General features: G+C 62.9%; 21 protein-coding genes, 4 tRNA genes and 1 pseudogene. 13 read left to right on the top strand and 13 right to left on the bottom strand.

The annotated features are described in order from the left end of the window. Nucleotides 1-9 precede the first annotated feature (9 nt). Nucleotides 10-708, top strand: coding sequence for a Crp/Fnr family transcriptional regulator (locus KAQ61_RS12135; protein WP_210929319.1), 699 nt, complete (start codon nt 10-12; stop codon nt 706-708). A gap of 81 nt (nt 709-789) precedes the next feature. Here the strand turns inward: KAQ61_RS12135 and KAQ61_RS12130 are convergent. From KAQ61_RS12130 to KAQ61_RS12115, 4 genes and pseudogenes are all read right to left on the bottom strand, one after another. Further along, nucleotides 790-1587: pseudogene (locus KAQ61_RS12130) on the bottom strand (IS5 family transposase). Nucleotides 1588-1687: 100 nt separating this feature from the next. Next, nucleotides 1688-2848, bottom strand: coding sequence for an IS30 family transposase (locus KAQ61_RS12125; RefSeq protein ID WP_210929318.1), 1161 nt, complete (start codon nt 2846-2848; stop codon nt 1688-1690). 410 nt (nt 2849-3258) lie between these two features. Beyond that, nucleotides 3259-4791, bottom strand: a complete 1533-nt coding sequence (locus tag KAQ61_RS12120; protein WP_210929317.1) for a pyridoxal phosphate-dependent decarboxylase family protein — start codon at nt 4789-4791, stop codon at nt 3259-3261. A gap of 2 nt (nt 4792-4793) precedes the next feature. Continuing rightward, nucleotides 4794-6167, bottom strand: a complete 1374-nt coding sequence (locus tag KAQ61_RS12115; RefSeq protein WP_210929316.1) for a diaminobutyrate--2-oxoglutarate transaminase — start codon at nt 6165-6167, stop codon at nt 4794-4796. 1442 nt (nt 6168-7609) lie between these two features. Between KAQ61_RS12115 and KAQ61_RS12110 the strand changes: the two genes are divergently transcribed. Continuing rightward, nucleotides 7610-7864 (top strand): hypothetical protein, encoded by a 255-nt coding sequence (locus KAQ61_RS12110; protein ID WP_042417370.1) that lies wholly within the window; start codon nt 7610-7612, stop codon nt 7862-7864. A 187-nt stretch (nt 7865-8051) separates the two neighbouring features. Here KAQ61_RS12110 and ftrA read toward each other — a convergent pair whose 3' ends face one another. After that, nucleotides 8052-9083, bottom strand: coding sequence for a transcriptional regulator FtrA (gene ftrA / locus KAQ61_RS12105; RefSeq protein WP_244982884.1), 1032 nt, complete (start codon nt 9081-9083; stop codon nt 8052-8054). A gap of 72 nt (nt 9084-9155) precedes the next feature. Here ftrA and KAQ61_RS12100 point away from each other — a divergent pair, with 72 nt between their 5' ends. Continuing rightward, nucleotides 9156-9614, top strand: coding sequence for a rhodanese-like domain-containing protein (locus tag KAQ61_RS12100; protein ID WP_154164698.1), 459 nt, complete (start codon nt 9156-9158; stop codon nt 9612-9614). 235 nt (nt 9615-9849) lie between these two features. Here the strand turns inward: KAQ61_RS12100 and KAQ61_RS12095 are convergent, their stop codons facing one another. Next, nucleotides 9850-11019, bottom strand: a complete 1170-nt coding sequence (locus KAQ61_RS12095; protein ID WP_210929314.1) for a GGDEF domain-containing protein — start codon at nt 11017-11019, stop codon at nt 9850-9852. A gap of 280 nt (nt 11020-11299) precedes the next feature. Between KAQ61_RS12095 and KAQ61_RS12090 the strand changes: the two genes are divergently transcribed. Then, nucleotides 11300-12322 carry an aldo/keto reductase gene (locus KAQ61_RS12090; protein ID WP_210929313.1) on the top strand — a complete coding sequence of 341 codons (1023 nt, stop codon included), beginning with the start codon at nt 11300-11302 and terminating at the stop codon, nt 12320-12322. A gap of 168 nt (nt 12323-12490) precedes the next feature. Then, on the top strand, nt 12491-13435 hold the full coding sequence (locus tag KAQ61_RS12085) for a Bug family tripartite tricarboxylate transporter substrate binding protein (protein ID WP_244983084.1): 945 nt from the start codon (nt 12491-12493) through the stop codon (nt 13433-13435). 195 nt (nt 13436-13630) lie between these two features. Here KAQ61_RS12085 and KAQ61_RS12080 read toward each other — a convergent pair whose 3' ends face one another. Together KAQ61_RS12080 and radC are read right to left on the bottom strand one after the other, a co-directional pair. After that, the gene (locus KAQ61_RS12080) at nt 13631-14293 is read right to left on the bottom strand and encodes a Smr/MutS family protein (protein WP_042417249.1); all 663 of its coding nucleotides are present in this window, start codon (nt 14291-14293) and stop codon (nt 13631-13633) included. After that, nucleotides 14290-14964, bottom strand: a complete 675-nt coding sequence (gene radC / locus KAQ61_RS12075; protein ID WP_210929311.1) for a RadC family protein — start codon at nt 14962-14964, stop codon at nt 14290-14292. Before radC ends, KAQ61_RS12080 begins: the two co-directional genes overlap by 4 nt. 91 nt (nt 14965-15055) lie before the next feature. On the opposite strand from radC, the gene KAQ61_RS12070 reads away from it, so the two are divergent. Further along, the gene (locus KAQ61_RS12070) at nt 15056-15532 is read left to right on the top strand and encodes an FKBP-type peptidyl-prolyl cis-trans isomerase (RefSeq protein ID WP_042417254.1); all 477 of its coding nucleotides are present in this window, start codon (nt 15056-15058) and stop codon (nt 15530-15532) included. Between the two features lies 1 nt (nt 15533). Beyond that, on the top strand, nt 15534-16526 hold the full coding sequence (ispH, locus tag KAQ61_RS12065) for a 4-hydroxy-3-methylbut-2-enyl diphosphate reductase (protein WP_210929310.1): 993 nt from the start codon (nt 15534-15536) through the stop codon (nt 16524-16526). 145 nt (nt 16527-16671) lie between these two features. On the opposite strand, the gene KAQ61_RS12060 is transcribed toward ispH, so the two are convergent. After that, nucleotides 16672-17340 (bottom strand): CBS domain-containing protein, encoded by a 669-nt coding sequence (locus tag KAQ61_RS12060; RefSeq protein ID WP_045266355.1) that lies wholly within the window; start codon nt 17338-17340, stop codon nt 16672-16674. 142 nt (nt 17341-17482) lie between these two features. On the opposite strand from KAQ61_RS12060, the gene serS reads away from it, so the two are divergent. The 6 genes from serS (at nt 17483) to greB (ending at nt 20109) form a co-directional block, all read left to right on the top strand. Beyond that, nucleotides 17483-18799, top strand: a complete 1317-nt coding sequence (gene serS, locus KAQ61_RS12055) for a serine--tRNA ligase (RefSeq protein ID WP_210929309.1) — start codon at nt 17483-17485, stop codon at nt 18797-18799. Nucleotides 18800-18860: 61 nt separating this feature from the next. Next, nucleotides 18861-18950 (top strand) — tRNA-Ser (locus KAQ61_RS12050). 2 nt (nt 18951-18952) lie between these two features. Continuing rightward, nucleotides 18953-19029 (top strand) — tRNA-Arg (locus KAQ61_RS12045). A gap of 131 nt (nt 19030-19160) precedes the next feature. Then, nucleotides 19161-19237, top strand: a tRNA-Arg gene (locus KAQ61_RS12040). Between the two features lie 136 nt (nt 19238-19373). Continuing rightward, nucleotides 19374-19450, top strand: a tRNA-Arg gene (locus KAQ61_RS12035). A gap of 95 nt (nt 19451-19545) precedes the next feature. Next, entirely contained in the window at nt 19546-20109 is a 564-nt protein-coding gene (gene greB / locus KAQ61_RS12030) for a transcription elongation factor GreB (RefSeq protein WP_042417264.1), read from the top strand. 316 nt (nt 20110-20425) lie between these two features. Here greB and KAQ61_RS12025 read toward each other — a convergent pair whose 3' ends face one another. From KAQ61_RS12025 to KAQ61_RS12010, 4 genes are all read right to left on the bottom strand, one after another. After that, entirely contained in the window at nt 20426-22690 is a 2265-nt protein-coding gene (locus KAQ61_RS12025) for a RelA/SpoT family protein (RefSeq protein WP_210929308.1), read from the bottom strand. A gap of 111 nt (nt 22691-22801) precedes the next feature. Next, nucleotides 22802-23005 (bottom strand): DNA-directed RNA polymerase subunit omega, encoded by a 204-nt coding sequence (rpoZ, locus tag KAQ61_RS12020; RefSeq protein ID WP_042417268.1) that lies wholly within the window; start codon nt 23003-23005, stop codon nt 22802-22804. Between the two features lie 19 nt (nt 23006-23024). Then, a complete protein-coding gene (gene gmk, locus KAQ61_RS12015; protein WP_043384086.1) occupies nt 23025-23645 on the bottom strand; it encodes a guanylate kinase in 621 nt (206 codons plus the stop codon). Nucleotides 23646-23713: 68 nt separating this feature from the next. After that, on the bottom strand, nt 23714-24607 hold the full coding sequence (locus KAQ61_RS12010; protein ID WP_338026699.1) for a YicC/YloC family endoribonuclease: 894 nt from the start codon (nt 24605-24607) through the stop codon (nt 23714-23716). Nucleotides 24608-24616: the final 9 nt, after the last annotated feature.

Raw genomic sequence — 24616 nt, 5'->3', positions numbered from 1 at the left:
AGGTTGATGATGCACACGGACACCCACACGGCTTCCTGGCAATTGTTGCGAACCATGCCTGCCCTGGCGCACCTGGACGTCGAGCGCCTGCGCTGGCTGGCCGACCGCGTGCAGTGGCGCGTGTTGGCCGCTGGAGAGCCTGTACCTTGCCCCTTCAGCGACACGCGCATCCACCTGCTGCTGTCCGGCCAGGTGCAGGTGTGCTGTGCGAATGTGCAGGGCCGGGAATTGCTGCTGGGCGAGCTGCTGCCCGGGCAAATGTTCGGCAATGCGCTGTCCTGCAAGGCCATGCCCCAGGGTGTGCGCATGGAGGCCACCCAGCCGACGCTGCTGGCGGTGATGGAGGGGCAGATCGTGCAGGAATGGCTGTACCACGACAGCGCCATGGTGCTGGGTATCCTGCAGAACGTCACCGACCTGCTGTGGCAGCTGGTGGCCCGTGTGGTCGAGATGGGGACGCTGAATGTCCGCAGTCGCCTGCACATGCGCCTGCTGGCCCTGGCGCAGCGCCAGGGCGTGGAGGGCAACCAGGTGCTGCTGTCCCCCAGCCCCACCCAGGCCAGCTTGGCGGCCTACCTGGGCACCACCCGGGAAGAGGTGGCCCGCGAGATGTCGCGCCTGATGCGCCTGGGGCTGCTGCAGCGCCAGGGACGCAGCATTTTCCTCAGCAATCTGGATGGCTTGCTGGCGCTGGTGGAGGCGCAATAGGCAGGGAGCGGCGCGCAGGCGCAATTACATCTGTAACGTGAGAAAACGCACAGACGCAAAACCGCCTCTATAAGAGCGTGTTTACGATCTCCTGAGCAGTAGGGCCAGGAAAGCCAAGTGGACGAACTGCAGGCTGGTGTTCAAGAGCCGCTCGCAGTTCTTCCATAGCCTCCTGTTCTTGTCCAGCCACGCAAAGCTGCGCTCGACGATCCAGCGCTTGGGCATGACTTGAAGGTGTGCAGCTCACTCCTCTTGGCGATCTGCACCGTCACGTGCTCGCCCACAATCTCCTGCACACCCTGCTCAAAAGGCTTGCCGGTGTAGCCGCTGTCGCACAGCACACTTTGCACTCGGCCCAGGTTGGGCTTGCAGCGCTTGAGCGCCTGCAGTGCCCCTTTGCGATCCGTCACCTCAGCCGTGGTCACCGCTATGGCATGCGGCAAGCCCTGGGCATCCACCGCGATGTGGCGCTTGATGCCCGAGACCTTCTTGCCTGCGTCATAGCCCTTCAGGGCCGCCGTGTCCGTGTTCTTCACGCTCTGCGCGTCCACGATCAAGAACGCGCTGCATGCGTTGCGCACCAGTTTCTCGCGGGCCGCGCCAACCTGTTTTTTTTAAAGCCTGCTCCAGCACGCTCACACCGTGCTGGTCAGGCTCACTCCACTTGCGCCAGTAGGCGTACACGCTTTGCCACTTGGGAAACTCCGGTGGCAGGAAGCGCCACTGACAGCCTGTGCGCAGCAGGTAAAGCACTGCGCAAAATACTTCATACAAGTCCACCGTCACCGGCTTCGTGGTGCGCCGCACGCTGCGCAGCAGCGGCTCGATCTGCGCAAACTTCTCTCTGCTGACGTCGCTGGCGTAGGGCTTTCTCTTCACTCGGCTATTGTCGAGTCATAGAAGGATCGTAAACACGTTCTAACGACCTGTTGCTGTTGTTCGAGCCTCCACCGGCAATGTCTGATGTGCAAGTGTGGATTCAACCGGTCGATGCAACGCACTCGTTAAACATCTCAGCCGGGGTTCTGTACCCTAAGGTTTTCCTGGGCCGCTCATTTAGCTTTCGGGCAATCGCATCCAACTCATCTTGTGAGTAGCCCGAGATGTCGAGGCCCTTGGGCAGATACTGCCTGAGTAACCCATTGGTGTTCTCGTTCGTTCCGCGCTGCCATGGATTTTGCGGATCGCAGAAGTAGACCTGGATGTCGGTGGCCACCGTGAAGCGCTTGTGCCCCGCCATCTCCGATCCTCGATCCCAGGTCAAGGAGCGATAGAGCTCTTGTGGCAAGATCTGTGCATGCCTGGCCAGCGCCGCAGCGACGGTGTAGGAGTCTTTGTCCACCAGCTTGACCAGCATCACGTAGCGCGTGTGTCGCTCGACCAGCGTCGCAATCTGGCTGTAGGCATCGCCGAACAACAGGTCGCCTTCCCAGTGGCCTGGAACTGCCCGATCCTGAATGCAGGCTGGACGCTCGCTGATGGGCACTGCATCGACGATACGCCCATGGATGGGTGTTTTCTGCGTGTAGTGGCGTGAGCGACGCATCCCCCGGGTACGCCGCAGGTGCTCCAGAAGCTCTTTCTTTAAAGCCCCGCGTGTTTGAACAAAGAGCGTGCGGTAGATGGCTTCGTGAGACACCTGCAAATCCTTTGCGCCCGGGTAAGTTCGTTTGAGCCACCCTGCTATTTGCTCGGGCGACCACTGACTCTGCAATTTACCCGCCACTATTTGCGCCAGCTCAGGGTTGCAGGCCAACTTGCACGTCTTTGGGCGGCGTGCTCGCTCCCAGGCCGCCTCGTCTGCTTTTGTAGCTCGGTAGCAAGTCTTGCCGCCGTTACGCAGGAGTTCACGGCTGATGGTGGACGCTGCTCGTTTCAAGCGTTTGGCTACACCGCGGATGGACTCACCTGCGGCCAGGCTGCGTGATATCTCCTCGCGCTCGGCCAGAGACAGAGTCAAGTGAGATCGGCGCCTTGCAGGCGGCCGGATGCCACCCGTTGCACTCAGGATGGTGTGGATGGATGTGTGCGGTCGATCAAACAGCTTGCCGATCTCGTGCAAGGTATCACCAGCTTTCCAGCGGTCCCACATCAGGGCCTTCTGAGCTTCGGTGTAGTAAATCCGCGGTCTTCGCTTCATGCCAACACTCCTTCCGCCAGAGGCGGTCATTGTGTTGCATTGACCAGTTGAATCCACAAGCGATTACGGCCCATCGAATGCGTGATGTGAATGGCTGCGTTTTTCCGAGATGCAGGCTTTCGAAGCAAGTGATGAGAGAGTTGTACGCGTCGGAGTGTATCTGGGGCTAGCTGGTCGATTCAGAGCGACCACAGCCGGCTTGCATTCTTAGATCTTCTTTGCAGCAGTTAGGGGGCAGGCTAACGACCTATTTAAAAATCGCCTGCTATCTATTTAGGCAAATGGATGGGTGTTATAGATAATATTGCAGGAAAGAATTAATAGAATATAAAATCTTGATAAATTGCTTTGTAAATATTATTATGCACCTTTTTAAAAAGAGCTCCGCAGAGCCCTTTTTTTATTATCAATTAGTCGATTGCTGGTTGATAAGTCCCATCAGCAATAGGTTTTTTTATGCGATCGGCCTCACGGAGTACCTGTGCCAGCAACTGCTGAACGTTTTCCAGCGTGGCAATCGGGCTCAAGGTGGTCATCTTCAACGATTGCACTTGCCCCACTTTGGTCACGCCGATATTGGCCTCACCGCGTGCAAACAATTCGTCGGCGACGTTCTGGTTCAGGGTATCCAGCAGTTCGGCGGGGTAGCCTTGGGGCACCACGCGGAACAAGACGGATGCAAACTGCGGCGCCACCAGCAGTTCCAAACCATCGGTAGTCTTGATGTGATCAGCCACCGCACGCGTCAGCGTCACGCCGTGGTCAATCATGGAGCCATAGAGTTCTTCACCCAAAGCCTCAATCGTCATCCACAACTTCAGCGCATCAAAGCGGCGCGTGGTTTGCAGCGATTTGGACACCAGATTCGGCACGCCATGCTCTTCGTCGTAAGCAGAATTCAAATACTCCGCCTCGTAGTGCATGAAGCGGTAGTTCGCCTCGTCTTTGAGCAAAAACGCACCACACGAGATGCTTTGGAAGAAGTGCTTGTGAAAGTCCAGCGTGATCGAGTCGGCCAGCTCCATGCCCACCAGCATGTCGCGGTGGTGCTGCGACAGAATCAATGCACCGCCCCAAGCAGCATCCACGTGCATCCACGCGCCATATTGCGCGCTGATGGCACGCACTTGCGGCAGCGGGTCAATGGCGCCTGCATCGGTCGTTCCCGCCGTAGCCACCACACACGCCACCATCTTGCCTTCAGCTTGCAAGCGCGCCATGGTGTGCGCCAACGCTTGCATGTCCATGCGTGCATCGGCATCCACCGGCACGGTCACCACGGACTGAAAGCCCATGCCCATCATGGCCATGTTCTTTTGCACCGAAAAGTGCGCGTTCTCCGAACAGATGACTTTGACGTTGCGCATGGCATCCGCCGGAATGCCATCGCGCTGTACGGACCATGGCTGGCCGTTCTCGTCTTTCCAGTGCTTGGCAATGCACGCATCGCGCGCCAGCAGCACGCCCATCAGGTTGGACTGGGTGCCGCCCGAGGTAAAGACACCGGCATTGCCTGCGCCATAGCCCACTTTCCCACGCAGCCAGTTGATGAGCTGCACTTCCATCAACGAACCCGCCGGGCTTTGGTCCCACGAGTCCATGGACTGGTTGGTGGCGTTGATCAGCACCTCGGCAATCTGGCTGGCCACCATCGTCGGGCAGTGCAAATGCGCGAGCGAGTGCGGGTGGTGCACTTTCAGGCTCTTGTTTAAGAAAAGCTCGACCATGCGCTGCAGCGCTGGTTGCACGCCCATGCCCTCTTTCGAGGGGGTGAATGCAATCGTGCTGCGCAGTTCCTTGATGCTGCCGCCCGTGTACATCTTGTCGTTTTGCAGCCAGGCAGCCACGGCCTCAGTGGCTTGCGCCATGGCCTGTGTGTAGTCGGCAATCGATGCGGCATCGTTGCACAGCAGTGCTTGGCGGTGTTCAGAAAAATCCACCATGCTTATGCGCCCCGTACCGCAACCAGCGCTTCAGCCAATGCACGCTTGAAGCGCACCAGGACCTCTTCGCACTCGGCCTGCGTAATGATCAATGGGCACAGCAAACGAATCACCGTGCCATTGCGCCCGCCCTTTTCCAGCAGCAACTGGTTGTTAAAGCACGCCGTTTGAATGGCCGCTGCCAGCTTGGCATCGGCAGGCAAGGAACCCATATGGTCTGGGGACTGGCTCTCGTCCACAATTTCAATGCCCAGCATGAGGCCACGACCACGCACATTCCCAATGCAGGGGAATTCCGTCGCCATTTTCTTCAGTTCGGCTTGCAGGAAATCGCCACGCTCTTGGGCGTTTTGGGCCAGGTTTTGATCACGAATGGCCTTCAATGTGGCAATGCCCGTGCCCATGGCCATCTGGTTGCCACGGAACGTGCCGGTGTGGCCTGCAGGCTGCCATGCATCGAACTTGCGCTTAATGCCCAGCACCGCCAGTGGCAAGCTACCACCCACGGCTTTGGACATGACGATGACGTCAGGCTCAATGCCGGCATGCTCAAACGCAAACATCTTGCCCGAGCGTGCAAAGCCTGCTTGCACCTCGTCCAAGATCAATACGATGCCGTGCTTTTCGGTCACTTCGCGGATTTTTTTCAGCCACTTGGTGGGCGCAACCACCACACCGCCTTCGCCTTGGATGGCTTCCAAAATTACTGCCGCAGGCTTGGTCACGCCGCTTTCTACGTCTTCGATAAAGTTTTCGAAGTAATAGGTCAAGGCATCGACGCCTGCTTCACCGCCAATACCCAGTGGGCAGCGGTATTCATGGGGGTAAGGCATGAATTGCACGCCGGGCATCAAGCCATGCACCGCATTTTTGGCAGACAGATTGCCCGTCATGGCCAAAGCGCCATGCGTCATGCCGTGGTAACCGCCGGAAAAGCTAATCACCGAGCTGCGGCCGGTAAAGGTCTTGGCCAGTTTGATGGCGGCTTCAGTTCCATCCGCACCCGATGGGCCACAAAACTGCAGGCAATATGCGTCTTTGCCGCCGGGCAATTGTTCCAGCAAGGCTTCGGTGAACGCGTCTTTGAGGGGCGTCGTCAAATCCAGCGTATGCAAGGGCAACCCGCTGGCCAGCGTGGTTTGAATGCTTTCAATCACTGCGGGATGGTTGTGCCCCAAGGCCAGAGTCCCCGCGCCTGCCAAGCAGTCCAGATACTCTGTACCCTCTACGTCCGTCACCCAGCAGCCGTGGGCTTTGGCAATAGCCAGCGGCAGTTTGCGTGGATAACTACGCACATTCGACTCCATCTGGTTTTGGCGCGCCAAATAATATTCGTTGGTGGATCGAGAAGTTGTTTCTACTGGTGCAAGGGTCATATCGAGTTACCATCCATGATATGGTTTAAAAATTAAGTCTTTGATATTGATATCGTGGACTTGGCGTGTTTGATCTGTCAGACGGTTTATTTATTTAAAACCGTTAAAAATGAAGATAATTGATGAAAAATCTGAATTTTTCACATAGTTTCAAAGCCATCAATAAAAATTCAGGCATGAAATAAATCCTGTCATCATTATTTTTAAATAAATATAATGGCTGAGATGGAGTTGCATCACCATATTGATGCGACTTCGACGGACTGCTCACAGGTAGCCGCAGCCGCAATCACCGCGGGCATTCAAGGGCAGCAAAGCACACAACACGGGCACCGTGTCGCGCGCAGGCTGGCGATCTTGGAATCGTGGGGAATGTGGGGCTAGAGCGTGCACGACAGGCTGGCAGACCCTCCATGCGCGTTGGCATGCGAACGCAGCCAAGGCGTTGCGCAGACATGCCGCCATGCATCGCGCTATAGCAGCAATGGGATGCCAACAGGTGCTTTGGAGGGGAGTCGGCTGCAGAGGGAAAGCCGTGTGCGAATGATTTCACCTACCTCAACGGCAGGATCACCGCAGACCCATCGTGCGCAGTCGGGGGGCGCAGTTAGCGGGAGTGCGCCAGCTTGCCTTGCAGTGGCAATAGGCGTGCAACAGCAATAGGCGTGCAACATGGGTGCGAATGCACCACAGCATTGCTGTGTTGGAAGTCACAAAGTCAATACCCAGCGTCGTGGGTGCACGAGTCTGCATAAGCAACAAGATAAATACAGCTTCCAAAAGGATAGCTAACTACCAAAGTCAGACCTAAATTTCGCGGCATTCTACACAAATTGCTAGATTTCACTTGTGCGCGTGGTAATACCCCCGCCAAACCAGTGTCGTGAGGAGTAGAGCGTTCACAAGGCGCATCTCTCGTATCAAAACGTGCGGAATCTAAGGCTTGGAGTCACATCGAACTGAAGAGGCCTGATATGACAGGGTTGAATCGACAAGCTTTCGAGCGATGAACAGGCAGCTGAAGAAGCCTTAGTTCAGTGGCGGCCCTGAGCATCAGCAGTCATTGGCATTTGTGAGCACAAGGACCTGAATCAGCCTAGAACCGTCACTCATCGGGCGGCACTTGATTACCGCTTCTGGCCGGTAGCTGCCAGCTACCTAGTCTTGCCTACGATCGATTGGCGTCCATCGTGCTGTGATGGCGCCGTATTTGGTAGAGCAGCGCTGGCTGCTGCTGGCGTCCGTATGCCGACCTATCGGTCGCAGCCAAGGATGGGCAGAGATGCTCCCGTAGCTATCCAAGTCCAGTACCGCAAGCCTTTGGCGATCGTTGGGCATTTAAAAACTGTCGCCTTCACATCACCGCCATGCTTCCGCGTATAAGCTGTAATGGCTGCAGCCCCAATCCTGTAGCCATCCCCCCATTGAATCAGGAGCACCTTATGCGCAAAGCCTCTGTCCTTGTGTTTGCCCTTGCCACTTTGTTCTCTGGCATCACTTGGGCTTCATCCGATCAGTCCTGCACCGCGGTCGCCACGGAGAAAAAGCTTGCCGGCGCGGCAAAGACCGCTTTCCTCAAAAAGTGTGAAAAAGACGCCAAAGCGGCCTGTGAGGTGACTGCCGCCGACAAGAAGCTGGCGGGCGCTGCCAAGTCCAGCTTCACCAAGAAATGCGTCAAAGACGCTGTGGGCAGCTGACTGTCTGCCCCTGAGCCGCTTCGCCTGGCTGGCTGAGGCTCGGCCTTGGGGGGGGCACAGCCCGCAGGTGGCGTGCCACTGCAAGATGGACATCAACGCGCAGGGCTTGGGGACGCAACCCAGCCCAGCCTGAATCAACGCTGGCCGCCCGCAGCCCACCATGGTTTGTGGGCGGTCTCCATCAACATCATGTCTTCGGCTGAACTGCAGCCTTGCCAGAGCGCATGGGGGCGGCGGAGAACATGCTGCGATAGTCCCTTGGCGCCAGTCCCAGTCTGGCGCGAAAGTGATGCCGCAGGACCTGCACGCTGCCAAACCCCACCCGGGCGGCGATGTCCTCGACCGGCATTGCGCTGCTCTCGAGCAGGCGCTGGGCCTCTGCGACCCGCTCGGCGATCAGCCATTGCCCCGGCGGGACACCCGTGGCCTCGATGAAGCGACGCAGAAAGGTCCGGGGGCTCATGAGCACGCTCTGGGCCATGCGCTCCACCGTCCAGTCGCTGTGCAGCTCCGTCCGCATGCGCTCCAGCACGTCCGAGAGCCGATGCAGGCGGTCCGGCTGCACCGGCCGCTCGATGAACTGGGCCTGGCCACCGCTGCGATGGGGCGGCATCACCAAGCGCCGGGCCACGCTGTTCGCGGCCTTGACTCCAAAATCCTTGCGCACCAGGTGCAGCATCAGGTCGATGCCGGCAGCGCTGCCGGCGGATGTCAGGATGCGGTCTTCCTCGGCATACAGCACATCGGCATCGACCTGGATCGCCGGATGCCGCTGGCGAAGCACCTCAGCGTATCGCCAGTGCGTGGCGGCACGCCGCCCGTCCAGCAGCCCTGTGGCAGCCAGCACGAAGGCCCCGGAGCAGATCGACGCGAGGCGGGCGCCGCGCTCCCAGGCCTGGCGCAGGCGTTGCGCCAGTGCCTCGGGGACCGGCACATGCGCACCTTTCCAGCCGGCCACCACAATCAGATCGGCCTGCTCCAGCAAATCGGCGGGACCATCGGCCATGACGCGCAGGCCACCATGGGCGCGCAGCCAGCCGGGTTCCACCGCGGCACTGGCAAAGCGGTACCAGTGGGGGCCCATTTCCGGTCGCGACAGGCCAAAAATCTCGGCCACGATGGAGAACTCAAAGGTACACAGGCCATCGTAGATCGGCGCCACCACCAGGGGACCGGAGGTGGTGGAAGGGATTGGCGTAATTTGGTCGATGGATGTCATTGGTGCCAATTGTGAGGCAGAGCAAGCACCGACAAGATCAGCGGCATTCCCCACCACACCATCTGAATTGCCATGACTTCCCCTTGCACCCATGTGACCGCGATTCCTGCCGCACCCGCTGCCGACGCCGAGGCGCATTTTGCCGCCGCATTCCGTTTCGAAACGGATTGTTGGGATGTGCATGATGGGCTCTCCAAGGGTCCGGATTTCGTGCTGCTCGACGTGCGCTCGCCGCAGTTGTTCGCTCAGGGCCATGTGCCAGGTGCCATCAACCTGCCACACGGCAAGATCGTTGCCAGCAAGTTGACCGCTTGGCCGGCGGACACGCTGTTTGTGACCTACTGCGCCGGTCCGCATTGCAATGGCGCAGCACGCGGGGCGCTGCGTCTGGCAAGGCTGGGTCGGCCCGTGAAACTGATGGCCGGCGGGGTGACCGGCTGGCTGGATGAGGGCTTTGAGCTGCACAGGCCCAGTGCGCTGGTAGACCAGGCCTGCAGTGTGCCTGTGCAAAATGGAAGCGACGGAGCCTAGACGCTGGCCACAGGACCTCATGCCCAGTGCCTTGCAGGCGCCTGCAGCCCATGTGTTGCCGGCGCCAACATCCGCCATAGGCGCTGCCAAACAGCCTTGTCCTTGCCACAGGCAAGCACCAGTGGTGGCTGGGGGCGTGTGCTTGGCTGCACTGCGGTGGTGGCCACCGTGCCAGAAGGCACGGCAGAGCAGTGTCCGGACCACAGGACCGCTATCGGTCAAGACCCGGCGAGTGTCACTGCGGCGGCCCAGGAGACCACGGGGCCAGCTCCATCCGGTCGCGACCCTTGCGCTTGGATGCGTAGAGGGCGTCGTCCGCCCGCTTGAGCCAGTGCGACAGTTCCGTGTCGGGCTGGTCGAACATGGTGGCACCAATGCTCAGGGCCACGGGCTCGGGCGTCGCGAACAGCGTGCGCGCTTGCTGCGCGAACGCCTCGCGCAGTGTCTCGCACAGCGCCTGCACGGCGGCGCTGGAGGTGTTGGTCAGCAGGATCACGAATTCGTCCCCGCCCAGCCGCGCGGCCAGCGCGCCGTCGGGCAGGGTGCTGCGCAGGATGTCAGCGAAGGTCACCAGCAGGCGGTCGCCGGCATCGTGGCCGTGCAGGTCGTTGACCTGCTTGAAGTGGTCGATGTCGATCAGCAGCAGGGCGCCGGGGCTGGTCGGCGAGGCCTGCTGCAGTAGCGGCGGTGCGCGCAGATAGTGCGCGCGGCGGTTGTCCAGGGCGGTCAGCGGGTCGCGGGCAGCGATCTGCGCGATGCGTTCCTCGCGGCGGTGGCGCTCGGTGCCGGTCATGGACATGGCCAACAGCATGATCGCCATCACGCCTTCGACCAGCGAGACCAGGATCACCGTGCCGCGGAAACTGGCCAGGTTGATGAAGGCGTCCGGCACCAGGGTCGAGCTGGCCTTGGCAAGGTAGAACAGGCCGTGCACCAGCAGGACGAAACGCAGCTGCGCCGCGCCCACGCTCAAGGTCAAGGCGCCGCCCTGCGGGCGCAGCAGCAGGCCGGCGCGCAAGCTGATGACGGCGATCAGCAGCGACTGGATACCCAGCATTGCCTTGGACCACCAGGGGCCGCCGGGCAGTGCCAGCATGGCCAGCCAAACGGCGACCAGCAGCCACCAGGCGCGCGGCAGCCGGGTGCGCGTGAATGCGGCGACACCCGACAGGAACATCCAGTGGGCCACGATCAGCATCCCGTTCGGAAACCAGATGCCGAACAACACATAGCCACGCGAGCGCAGCAGGGCCAGCACGCAGCCCACGGCGATGATGGCGAAGCCCGTGCTCCACAGCAGCAGCGAGCGTTCGCGCACGCTGCGCCATTCGGCGGCCAGGTACAGCGCCGAGGCTGCGGCCATGGCCGAGGTGAGGACGAGCAGGGTGAAGGGATCGAGGGCCATGGACGATGGATGTATCAGCGCGGGTGGGCCCGGCGGCGCGCGCGGCGCGATTGTCGCAGGGTGCAGATGTCCCGGTTGCCGTTGGGGGCCTGCGCGGGGCTTGTGTGCATGCCCCAGGGCACGGGACAGCACGCGCAGCGCTGAAGCACCCCAGCTTCGCGGGAGCGGATCCAGGCAGCGCCGCGATCGTTTGAGGTCAAAATAGCCTCTAGCCTGCCTGCAGGAAGCGCATCAAGCTACCAAGTCGATAGCGTGCAAGGGTTGCCGTAAGCTCAGCACCATGCATACATGTTCGATAGGTCCTTTTTCCGTCTCAGCCGTGGGGCTGGGGTGCATGAATTTCTGCCATGGCTACGGCAGCGGGGCCACGTACCAGCAGGCACAGGCCGTGCTGCACGCGGCGCTGGAGGCCGGGGTGACGCTGTTTGACACGGCGGCCCTGTATGGCTTCGGGGCCAGCGAATCGCTGGTGGGACCAATCCTGCAGCCCCACCGTGACCGCATTGTGTTGGCCAGCAAGGGGGGGATGGCCGGGGTGCGCGGTGCGGATGGCGTGCTGCGCCGCGTGATCGATGGCAGCCCCCAGGCGCTGCGCCAAAACTGTGAGGACAGCCTGCGCCGCCTGGGCACAGATGTGATCGACCTGTACTACCTGCACCGCTGGGACCCGCGCGTGCCGATCGAGGAGTCGGTGGGGGCGCTGGCGCGCCTGGTGCAAGAGGGCAAGGTGCGGGCCCTGGGCCTGTCCGAGGTGGGGGTGGACACCCTGCGCCGCGCCCACCGCGAGCACCCGATTGCGGCCTTGCAAAGCGAGTATTCGCTGTGGACGCGCAATGCCGAATTGGGCACCCTGGCGGCCTGCCGCGAGCTGGGCATTGCCTACGTGGCCTTCAGCCCCCTGGGGCGTGGTTTTCTGCCCGGGCAGCTGCAGGACGTGACGCAGCTGCTGGCCAGCGACATGCGCAGCAGCATGCCGCGCTTTGCGCCCGAGACCTATGCGCGCAATCTGCAGCTGCTGGCCCCGATGCAGGTGCTGGCCGCCCAGGCGGGCTGCAGCCTGGCCGAACTGGCCATCGCCTGGGTGCTGCACCAGGGCGAGCACGTGGTGGCCCTGCCCGGCACTACCCGTGTGGACCATCTGCTGGAAGACGTGCGGGGCGGCAGCATCCAACTCAGCCCCACGGTGCTGGCCGGGCTGGATGCCCTGTTCCAGCCCCAGGCGATTGCCGGTGACCGCTATGGCCTGCAGGCCCAGGGCGAGGTGGACACCGAGAAATACGCCTTCGAGCAGACCGGCCGCTGAGCGGGCTGTGGGCCGCCAAGGTATGCCGTGGGCGCATAGCTGCTAGCACGTCCACCGCCACCAGGGCGGCGCAGGGCGCTGGCACACTGGCTTGCATAACTATCCAAGGAGATCACCATGCAAGGCCGTCGCACATCGGGCTGGGGGGCACGTTGGACGCGTGCGTGGATGAGTCTGGTGCTGGCGTTGCTGCCCGCCGTGGCGCCGCAGGCCCAGCCTCTGTCGGGCAAGCCGCTGCGCATCGTCGTGCCGTTTGGCGCAGGGGGCGTGGCCGATGTGACCTCGCGCGTGGTGGCGCAGCAGCTGTCCACCCAGCTGGGGCAGGCGGTGATCATCGAGAACAAGCCCAGCGCCGGAGGCATTGTGGCGGCGGACACGGTGGTCAAGTCTGCGCCCGACGGCCACACCCTGTTTCTGCTGCCCAACGGCAGCGCGGTCACGGTGAACCTGTTTCGGCAGCTGCCGTTCGACCTGGTGCAGGACCTGACGCCCATCTCCACCCTGGGTTACTTCGACATCGGTGTGATCACCGATGGTCGAGCCCGTTTCCAGAGCCTGAACGAGGTGGTGGCCTATGCCAAGGCGCACCCGGGGCAGCTCAACATCGGCAGCATCAATGTGGGCAGCACCCAGCACCTGGCGGCCGAGCTGTTCAAGTCGGCGGCCGGCATCGACGCGCAGATCGTGCCCTTCAATGGCACGCCCGCAGTGGTGACGGCGCTGCGCGGCCGGCAGATCGATGTGGCGGTGGAAATCCTGGCGCCCCTGATGGGGCAGATCCAGTCCCAGGCCGTCAAGTTGCTGGCGGTGGCGGGCGCGCAGCGCTCGGCCCTGCTGCCCGCAGTGCCCACGGCGCAGGAGGCCGGGGTGCCGGGCTTTGTCGCTGCCTCCTGGAATGCGCTGGCTGTGCCGTCGCGCACGCCACCTGCCGTGGTCCAGCGCCTGCACCAGGAGATTGCTGCCGCCGTGCGCCACCCGGACGTGGTGCAGAAGCTGCGTGTGCTCCACGTGCAGGCCCAAGACAGCACGCCCGCACAGACGACGCAGCTGCTGCAGTCCGAAATCCAGCGTTGGGGCGTGGTGATCGAAAAGGCCCGTATCCCCAAGCAGTGAGAGCGCAGTTTGCTATGAAAAAAGGGGGAACCTGTCCCCTGGCGTGTCTGGCGGAAGATGGGTGTTGGGCGGCGCTGAGCAGGGGGACATGACTCAACCCCCGCAGGGCATGCGCCGGGCCCGGGCGTGCAGCCGCAGGTTGTGCCCAGGGCCGCTGCCGTGTGACAGCGCGCCACCGCGGCGTGTCCGCTGCGTTCAGTACAGCTTGCGCTTGCCTGGCTGCAGCAGCACCACCAGAGCACCGGCACCGCCCTCGGCCGGGCGGGCCTGCACAAAGGCCAGCACTTCCTTTTTCTGCACCAGCCAGCGCTGGACCTTGGACTTGAGCACCGGCGTCTTGCCGGGCGAGCCCAGGCCCTTGCCGTGCACCACGCGCACGCAGCGCAGGCCGGTGCGGTGGGCCAGGCGGATGAACTGGCCCAGTGCCTCGCGCGCCTCGTCGGAGCGCAGACCGTGCAGGTCCAACTGGCGCTGGATGCTCCAGTGCCCGGCGCGCAGCTTGTGTGTCACGTCCAGGCCGATGCCGGGGCGGCGAAAGCTGAGCTGGTCGTCCACGTCCAGCAGGGTGCTGACGTCGAACTCGTCGCTCATGGCCTCGTGCAGCACCCGTTCCTCGTCCAGCTCATGCTGCAGGCGGCGCGGCGTGGGCGGGGCCTGCTCGAACGCAAAGCGGTCGGTGTGCGGCAGCGGTGTGACGGCGCCCACGAAGTGGGTGAACAGGTTGCGCTCGCGCTCGGCGGCGGCTTCGGCCTGGCGGCGCGCCAGTTCGGCGGCCTCCTGGCGCTCGCGCTGCAGCTTCAGCTCGCGCGAGATGCCGCCCAGCGCGTGCAGGCCGTGGTGGCGAAAGGCCTGGCTCATAGCTGTCCCGCCTCGGCCATGGAGTGGTTGGCGCCCTGCGCCACGATGATGTGGTCCAGCACGCGCACATCCAACAGGCCCAGGGCCTGCTTCAGGGTGGCGGTCAGTGCGTGGTCAGCCGGGCTGGGCAGCACGCTGCCGCTGGGGTGGTTGTGCGTCAGGATCACGCTGGCAGCGTGGTGGTGCAGGGCGCGCAAGGCCACCTCGCGGGGGTAGACCGAAGTCTGGCTCAGCGTGCCCCGGAACATTTCTTCCATGGCAATCAATCGGTTCTGGCTGTCCAGGAACAGCACGGCAAAAATCTCGTGGGGGCGGTGGCCCAGGTGCAGTTGCAGGTAGTGCTTCACGGCCCCGGGGTGGTCGAAGACCTCGCGTTCGCGCAATTGCTGGGCCGTGGCGCGTTTGGCCAATTCCATCACTGCCAGCATTTCCGCACGCTTGGCAGGGCCGAGCCCCTTGACGCTGTGCAGCGCCTGGTCGTCGGTGTTGAGCAGCCCGGCCAGCCCGCCGAAGCGGTCCAGCAGGCCCTGGGCCATCTGCAGCACGCTGCAGCCGGCCAGGCCGGTGCGCAGCAGGATGGCCAGCAACTCGGCGTCTGACAGGGCGCTAGCGCCCCGTGCCAGCAGCTTTTCGCGGGGCAGGGTGTCGGTCGGCAGATCTTTGAAGGCCATGGTCCTGGGGCTGAAAGTGGGATAAACAGACGCCAAGGGCGCAGGGGCATGCCCGGTTTTCTACAATGGCGGCCAGTTTATCGGGACTTCCATGACCAATTCCGCGCCTTCGACCACGACTTCTGTGCCCACCGTACAAGCGGGCTCCTTCCTGACGTTGCACTACCGTCTGGCCGGCCCGGCCGGTGATGTGATCAACACCTTCCTGGAAAAGCCCGGCACGCTGTCGCTGGGCACTGGCGAGCTGTCGCCGGCCATCGAGGAGCAACTGATCGGTCTGCCCGAAGGCACGCACACCACGTTCGAGCTGCCCGCCGGCGTGGCCTTTGGCGAGCGCAATCCCGACATGCTGCAGTGGGTGGCTCGCAAGCTGCTGAACGAACTGGGCGACCCGCACGAACAGTACGCCGCGGGTGACGTGGTGCAGTTCCCCACACCCGACGGGCTGGGCAGCTATGCCGGCTCGGTGGTGCAGGTGCGCGAGGACGGCGCCGTGCTGTTCGACTTCAGCCACCCGTTGGCGGGCCAGCCCGTGACCTTCGAAGTGCAGATCATCGGGGTGCTCTGAGGTGGTCGACGCCAAAGAAATCCTGCTGGCCGAGCCCCGGGGCTTTTGCGCCGGTGTGGACCGCGCCATCGAGATCGTCGAGCGGGCGCTGCAGAAGTTCGGCCGCCCGATCTATGTGCGCCACGAGATCGTGCACAACACCTTCGTGGTCAACGACCTGAAGGACAAGGGTGCGATCTTCATCGAAGAGCTGTCGGACGTGCCCCCGGGCGCCACCCTGGTGTTCAGCGCCCACGGCGTGAGCAAGGCGGTGCAGGAAGAGGCGCAGGCGCGCGGCTTCAGCATCTTCGATGCGACCTGTCCGCTGGTGACCAAGGTGCACGTCGAGGTCGCCAAGCTGGCCAAGGAGGGCTATGAGTTCCTCATGATCGGCCACAAGGGCCACCCCGAGGTGGAAGGCACCATGGGTCAGTTGTCCGAAGGCATCCACCTGGTGGAAGACGAAGCCGATGTGGCCAGGGTCCAGCCCAGGCAGACGCAGCTGCTGGCCGTGGTGACGCAGACCACGCTGAGCGTGGACGATGCCGCCGGCATCAAGGCCGCCATCAAGGCGCGCTTTCCGCATGTGCGCGAGCCCAAGCAGCAGGACATCTGCTACGCCACACAGAACCGCCAGGATGCCGTCAAGGTGCTGGCGCCGCAGGTGGACGTGGTGATCGTGGTGGGCAGCCCCACCAGCTCCAACAGCAACCGCCTGCGCGAGCTGGCACAGCGCCTGGGCACGCCCGCCTACATGGTGGACAACGCGGACGAGCTGCAGCAGGCGTGGTTCGAATCGGCCAGCCGCGTGGGCCTGACGGCCGGGGCCTCGGCCCCCGAGGTGCTGGTCAACGGCGTCATCGCCCGCATCAAGGCGCTGGGCGCGGTCTCCGTGCGCAAGATGGACGGCGTGGAGGAAACCATGAAGTTCCCGCTGCCCAAGGGCCTGAAGATGATCGACCCGGCCACGGGCCTGGAGATCGAGGTGCGCAAGGCGCCCGAAACCGGCGCCTGAGGCACCTGGGTTTTACGCACAGGTCACTCCTGTAAAAAGAGCGCCTGGCGCTGGTATTGCAAGCACTTCAGCCTGTTTTGATGCTGAAGACCGCGAACAACCAGCGCTAGGCGCTCTTTTTATCTGCGTTGCGTGCCCGCGGCGCTCAGCCCCACAGGTCCAGCGGTGGATCGCTGGCCACGGCCCGCAGGATGTCGGTGCGGCTGATGAAGCCACTCAGGTGGCCCAGGTCATCGGTCACGGGCAGGCCGGGCAGGCCGGTGTCCAGCAGCACATGGGCCACGCGGCGCAGGTCGGTGTCCTCGGCCACGGCGGGCACGGGCGACAGCATGGCCTCGGTGACCGGGCGCTTGGCCAGGGCGATGGCATCGCGCAGCGCACCGGGCTCGGGCAGCAGCGCCAGCGGTGCCATGTCGGCGCGCAGCAGCAGGCCCACCACGCGCTGCTGGGCATCCAGCACCGGGGCCTGGGCAATCTTCTTGCTGGCCAGCACCTGCCAGGCCTGCTCCACCGTCAGCTCGGGCGTCACGGTGACCGCGCCGCGCGTCATCACGTCGCGCACCAGGTACAGGCGCTTGCGCTCTTCCTTGGGGCCTTGCTCGGTCCCTAGGTAGGCCGACACGGCGCCCTGGGCGCGGGCAGTCAGGTGGTGCAGCAGGTCCGGGTTGCGCGCCTGGGCTTCCTGCGACTCGATCCCGCTGCTGCTGGCGCGCAGGCCGCTGGGGCGTTGCACGCCGCGCACGGCCGCAATCTGGCTGAGGCGATCGGGCCCCCCCTGGTACATGGGGCCGTGGATGCCGAAAACATAAAACATCTGCCAATCTCCTTGGATGTGTGCGGGGGCCTTTCCTCTCTATCGGCACACCAGCCTGCAACTGAACAGCAACTGCCGCACAATGGCGGATGCACTGCGGCGCTGGCGTCCCGATCCGGCCCGCCCCACTAAAATTGCCACCATGCTAGACATTCTTCTTCTCCGTAAAGACCTCGACTCCGCGATTGCGCGCCTGGAAACCCGTAAGAAGCCGCAAGCCTTCCTGAATGTGGAAGCCTTCCAGGCCCTGGAGTCCGAGCGCAAGACCTTGCAAACCCGCACAGAGGAGCTGCAGGCCCAGCGCAACCAGCTGTCCAAGCAGATCGGCATGCTGATGGGCAAGGGCGACAAGGACGGCGCCGAAGCCGCCAAGGCCCAGGTGGCCGCCTCCAAGACCGAGCTGGAGCAGTCCGACGCGCGCCTGGAACAGATCAAGACTGAGCTGGAAACCATGCTGCAGGCCGTGCCCAACCTGCCGCACGAGAGCGTACCGGTGGGCGCCGGCGAGGAAGACAACGTGGTCGTGCGCACCTGGGGTACCCCCAAGACGTTTGACTTTGAAGTCAAAGACCACGTGGACGTGGGCACGCCCCTGGGCCTGGACTTTGACATGGGCGTGAAGCTGTCGGGTTCGCGCTTCACCGTCATGAAGGGTGGCATTGCCCGCCTGCACCGTGCGCTGGCGCAGTTCATGTTGGACGTGCAGACCGGCGAGCACGGCTACACCGAGTGCTACGTGCCCTACGCCGTGAACGCCGATTCGCTGCGTGGCACCGGCCAGTTGCCCAAGTTCGAAGGCGACCTGTTCGCCGCCAAGAAGGGCGGCCAGGAGGGCGAGCCAGTGCCGGACAACCAGGCGCTGTACCTGATCCCCACCTCGGAAGTGCCCCTGACCAACTTCCTGCGCGACGTGGTCGTGCAGGAGGCGGAGCTGCCCATCAAGCTGACGGCGCACACCCCGTGCTTCCGCTCGGAAGCCGGCAGCTACGGCCGTGACACGCGCGGCATGATCCGCCAGCACCAGTTCGACAAGGTCGAGATGGTGCAGATCGTGCACCCCGAAAAGAGCTACGAAGTGCTGGAAGAGATGACCGGCCACGCCGAGGCCATCCTGCAGAAGCTGGGCCTGCCATACCGCGTGATGAGCCTGTGCACTGGCGACATGGGTTTTGGCGCCACCAAGACCTATGACCTGGAAGTGTGGCTGCCCGGCCAGGGCAAGTACCGTGAGATCAGCTCGATCTCCAACTGCGAGGCCTTCCAGGCCCGCCGCATGCAGGCACGCTTCAAGAACGCCAAGGGCAAGAACGAGCTGGTGCACACGCTCAATGGCTCCGGCCTGGCCGTGGGACGCTGCCTGGTCGCCGTGCTGGAAAACTACCAGCAGGCCGATGGCTCGGTGGTCATCCCCGAGGTGCTGCGCCCATACATGGGCGGCCTGGAACGCCTGCAAGCCTAAAAAACTCCGGGTTTGCCGGAAGCGGTCAAAAACGCTGCTACAATAGCAGCTTCGACACGCAGGAGAGGTGGCAGAGTGGTCGAATGTACCTGACTCGAAATCAGGCGTAGCAGCAATGCTACCGTGGGTTCGAATCCCACCCTCTCCGCCAATGCGGCTGTAGCTCAGCTGGATAGAGTACTTGGCTACGAACCAAGGGGTCGTGGGTTCGATTCCTGCCAGCCGCACCAGATTGAAGCCCTAGAACGTAAGTTCTAGGGCTTTTCTCTTTTTATGAAAGCCTTGCTTTTTGATTGAGCAACAGCAAGGTCTGTATCCAAGCGATTGGATGCAGTCAGCAGCTTCGGTTGTTGATGGCTTAGCGGCTGTAGCTCAGCTGGATAGAGTACTTGGCTACGAACCAAGGGGTCGTGGGTTCGATTCCTGCCAGCCGCACCAGATTCAAGCCTCAGAGATGCACATCTCTGAGGCTTTTGTCTTTCTGGGTATCTCCGGGGTTGATGTGGAGGATGAAAAGATTTTTTCATCTTTTTGAGAATTAAGGGTAATTGCTAGGCCTATAATCGATGGCTTAGCGGCTGTAGCTCAGCTGGATAGAGTACTTGGCTACGAACCAAGGGGTCGTGGGTTCGATTCCTGCCAGCCGCACCAATTGGAAGTCCTGATACCGCAAGGTGTCGGGACTTTTTGGTTTGTGCCCTGCATCCCGCCGGGGCGCCACGGGTTTTGTGTGAAGATGCGGCCCCATGAACAAGGCTTTCACCAAGGAAACCGATGGGCAGGACGACGACGATGACCTGCCCAGCCTGCCCGCCATTCCCAAGGGCAGCAAGAACTACATGACGCCCCGTGGCTACCAGACGCTCAAGGCCGAGCTGCTGGAGCTGATCGACAACGAGCGTCCCAAGATCGTGGAGACCGTGCACTGGGCGGCCAGCAATGGCGACCGCTCGGAAAACGGCGACTACCTGTACGGCAAGAAACGCCTGCGCGAGATTGACCGCCGCATCCGCTTTCTGACCAAGCGGCTGGAAGCTGCCGAGGTGGTCGACCCGTCGGTGCACCACGGCAGCGAGCAGGTGTTCTTCGGCGCGCGCGTGACCTATGCCGATGACGAAGGCGTGGAGCGCACCATCACCATCATGGGCATCGACGAGGCCGACAGTGCTCAGGGGCAGGTGAGCTGGATTGCGCCGGTATCGCGGGCGCTGCTGAAGGCGAAGATCGGCGACGAGGTGCCGCTGCCCACCCCGGCCGGGGTGCGCATGCTGGAGGTGCTGGACGTGGAGTACCCGCCGCCAGCCGCCTGAGCGGGATATGCCGCCGCTGCAGACGGCAGCTTGGCGAGAACGGGCGCCTTGGTTGCCTATTCCTGAGCCTGAACCTGTGCACGTGTCTGTGCTGGCGCGTGTTGCCTCGGCGCAGGCGCAGGAAGGTGTGCTGGGGCCTGGTCTGGCGGATTGGACAAGCTCAGGAAAAAGGAGCTGTCTGCGCGCGTCTATGTTGAATTTCAGAATGAAAACCACCTGAAACGTCCGCATCACGTACGCGGACAGCTCTTGTTTTGATCAAGGCGCATACAAAATGCGGCCCCAAGGGCAGCATGCGGTGACCAGCGTGCGCGGCTTATTCCAGCGGCAGGATGCGGGCGGCGCGCACCACGGTGGGCACGCGGCGCAGGCTGCGCAGGGCGGCCTCCACCTGTTGCTGGTCGTGCACGGAGACGATGAAGCGCAGCTCGGTGGTCTGCATGGCGGCTTCGTCGTCCATCTCCAGGCGGCGGATGTCGACGTTGGCGTTGCTCAGTTCGGTGGCCACGCGGGCCAGCACGCCCTTCTGGTTGTGGATGGTGACGCGGATGCCGCTGTCATACAGCTTTTGCCGGCTTTCCTCGGCCCATTCCACGGGCACGAAGCGTTCGCTGTCGGTGTGCTGCAGGCGCTTGGCATTGACGCACTGGGCGTTGTGCACGTGCAGGCCGTCGCCACGGCCCAGATAGGCCACCACCGGATCACCGGGCACGGGCCGGCAGCAGCTGGCATAGCGCACGGAGCTGTTGCTGTTGCCGTCCAGTGCCACCGTGCTGTGGCTGCGCAGGCTCTGGCTGCCGAAGCGTTCCTGGGTCAGCAGCAGGGCGTCGGGGCGCTGGCCCTGGCTGGACAGCTCGGCCATGAAGTGGCGCGCCACCCAGCCGGCGGCCTGGCGGCCCATGCCGATGTCGGTGAGCAGGTCTTCGCGGCTGGGGCTGTTGGCCTTGAGCAGCACGGCCGCCCACAGTGCCTTGTTGGCCTCGTCGTCACCGGGCACGGTGGCAATGCCTTCTTCGCGCAGGGCCTGGGCCAGCAGGGTCTCGCCCAGCACCATGGACTCGCTGTGCGCTGCGGTCTTGAGGTAGTTGCGGATCTTGGAGCGGGCGCGGCCGGTCTTCACAAAGCCCAGCCACGCCGGGTTGGGGTTGGCGCTGTCGTCGGTGATGATCTGCACCACGTCGCCGCTCTTGAGCTCGGAGCGCAGCGAGGCGGGCTCGCCGTTGATCAGGGCGGAGACGGTGTGGTGGCCGATGTTGCTGTGGATGGCGTAGGCGAAGTCCACCACCGTGGCGCCCCGCGGCATGGCCATGATCTTGCTCTTGGGCGTGAAGACGTAGATGGAGTCCGGGAACAGGTCCACCTTGACGTTGTCCCAGAACTCCGTGGCGTCGTTGGTCTCGGTCTGGATGTCCAGCAGCGACTGCAGCCACTTGGTGTTCAGCACCTCCTGCTTGCCCTGCGACTTGTACAGCCAGTGGGCGGCAATGCCGGCTTCGGCCACGATGTGCATGGGTTCGGTGCGGATCTGGAACTCGATGTTCACGCCCGAGGGGCCAACCAGCATGGTGTGTAGCGACTGGTAGCCATTGGCCTTGGCAATCGCAATGTGGTCCTTGAATTTGCCGGGCACGGGCTTGTACATCTGGTGCAGGATGCCCAGCGCCGTGTAGCAGTCGGTCACCGTGGGCACGATGATGCGAAAGCCGTAGATGTCGGTCACCTGCGCAAAGGTCAGGTGGTGGCGCAGCATTTTCTGGTAGAGCGAATACAGCGTGCTTTCCCGGCCGGCCAGGCGGGCGGGCAGATTGACGCGGTCGAACTCGGCGGCAATCTCGTTTTGCACGCGCAGCACCAGGTCGTGGCGGCGGGCGCGCGACTTGGTGATGGCTTTTTCCAGGGTCTCATAGCGCCAGGGGCGCTGGTAGCGGAAGGACAGGTCCTGCAGCTCGCGATAGGTCTGGTTCAGGCCCAGGCGGTGGGCGATGGGGGCGTAGATCTCCAGGGTCTCGGAGGCGATGCGGTTCCACTTGCTGCGCGGCATGTCGCCCATGGTGCGCATGTTGTGGGTGCGGTCGGCCAGCTTGATCAGGATGACGCGCACGTCCTTAGCCATGGCCAGCAGCATCTTGCGGAAGGACTCGGCCTGGTTCTCTTCGCGCGTGTTGAAGTGCAGCTTGTCCAGCTTGGTCAGGCCATCTACCAGATCGGCCACCACGGGGCCGAAGCGCTCGTCCAGATCCTGCTTGGTGATGCCGCAGTCTTCCATGGCATCGTGCAGCAGCGCAGCCATCAGCGCCGGGGCATCGAGCTTCCAGTGCGCGCAGATGGTGGCGACGGCAATCGGGTGGGTGATGTAGGGGTCGCCGCTGCTGCGCCACTGGTTGGTGTGGGCCTTGTCGGCGTAGCGCCAGGATTGGCGCACCAGTTCGATGTCAGCGGGCGGCAGATAGGACAGATAGTCCAGCATGCGCTCGAAATGCGCAGCAGAAACGCGGGCCGCAACTTCCAAACGTGCATCAAGGGACACGTCGGGCGAGGTTCGGGGGATGTCGTCTGTTTTGGAATTGAAAGCCGCGTTCATGCCCTAAATGTATCGCGGGAAAGCGGGGATAGACATAGTAAAAAAAAAGCACCGCGATACGGTGCTTCTATTGTCTGCCGACTTGCACAGACTTGAAAACAGCAAACAGGCTTAACCTGGCACTTTTTTCAGCATTTCTAGACCCACCTTGCCTTCTGCGATTTCACGCAGGGCGGTCACGCCGGGCTTGTTCTGGCATTCCACCTTGGGGGTGTGGCCTTGGCTCAGCATGCGGGCGCGGTAGGTTGCGGCCAGCACAAGCTGGAAGCGGTTGGGGATTTGCTCCAGGCAATCTTCAACGGTGATGCGTGCCATCAGGGTACTCCGGGGGAATTCAGGATAGGTTGAGCGAATCAAACACGTCGCCGCGCAGGCGGCGTTGCGACGCGTACTTCAGGCGCTGGGCGTGAATGATCGCTTTCAGGTCAAAGAGCGCGCTCTCGAACAACTCGTTGATTATAACGAAGTCGAATTTTCCGACCTGGGCCATCTCTTCTTCCGCATTCTTCATGCGCAGCTCGATGACTTCCGGGGCGTCCTCGCCACGGTTTTCCAGGCGCGAGCGCAGTTCTTCCCAGCTGGGGGGCAGGATGAAGATCAGTACCGCCTGGGGGAAGGACTCGCGCACTTGCAGGGCACCCTGGTAGTCGATCTCCAGCAGCACGTCTTCGCCATTGGCCAGGCGGTCCTGGATGCCTTTTTTCGAGGTGCCATAGCGCTTGCCATGCACGTTCGCCCATTCGACGAAGGCATTGTTGGCGACCATGGCGTCGAACTCCTGCTCGGATGCGAAAAAGTACTCGCGACCATGCTTTTCCTGCCCGCGCGGCGCACGCGTGGTGTGCGACACGGACGGGTAGACGCGCGCATCGAACGAGCGCAATGCCTTGACCAGGCTGGATTTACCGGCTCCGCTGGGAGCTGCGACGACAAAGAGGTTTCCGGGGTGTTCCATAAACAGCGGTGGCGCTTGTGGCGACTTTGCAAAAAGGGCGCTTGCGCGCCCTGTGGTTTTAACGGTGGTTATTCAATGTTCTGGACTTGCTCGCGCATCTGCTCGATCAGCACCTTCATGTCCACGCTGATGCGTGTCAGATCCAGGGCAGCCGACTTGGAGCCCAGGGTGTTGGCTTCGCGGTGCATTTCCTGGATCAGGAAGTCCAGGCGCTTGCCGATTTCGCCGCCCTTTTTCAGCAGGCGCTCGACTTCGTCCAGGTGCGAGTCCAGGCGGGTGATCTCTTCGGCCACATCGATGCGGATGGCAAAGGCCGTGGCTTCGGACAGGGCGCGCTCGCGGGCTGCTTCGGGGGGGACTTGACCTTCGGTTAGGCCCATGGCTTCCTGCCAGCGGTCCAGGAAACGCTGGCGCTGCTGCTCGACCAGTTGCGGCACCAGGGGGGCGGCCTGGGAGGCCAGCGTGCGCAGTTGCTGCACGCGGTCCTGCAGCATCTCGGCCAGGCGCTCGCCTTCGCGGGCGCGGGCTTCGACCAGGGCCTGCACGGCGCTGTCGGCCACCTGCGGCACGATGTCCTGCCAGTCCACGCAGACGGCGTTGCCGCTGCCGGCCAGGCGCAGCGCATCGGCCACGGACAGGCCCTTGGCGTCGGGCAGCCAGGCCTGCACCAGGTCCTGCACGCTTTGCATGCGCTGCAGCAGGGCGGGCGTGGGCTGGGGCAGCGAGGCGGAGATGTCCACATCGATGGCGGCGCGCACTTCCACCTTGCCGCGCTTGAGGCGCTGGGTCAGCAGGGTGCGCAGGGCGGGTTCCTGGCTGCGCAGCTCATCGGGCAGGCGGAAGGTCAGATCCAGAAAGCGGCTGTTGACGGCGCGGATTTCAAGCCCCAGACGCACATTGGGCGCAGAGGTGTTGTCCTCGATGGACGCCGGCGTGTGCTGGACGCTGGCGTATCCGGTCATGCTGTAAAC

The sequence above is a fragment of the Comamonas aquatica genome (genome assembly GCF_018064205.1).
GTDB lineage: Bacteria > Pseudomonadota > Gammaproteobacteria > Burkholderiales > Burkholderiaceae_C > Comamonas > Comamonas aquatica.
The sequence above is the reverse complement of the archived record's forward strand: the minus strand, read 5'-3'. Positions and strand labels throughout refer to the sequence as shown.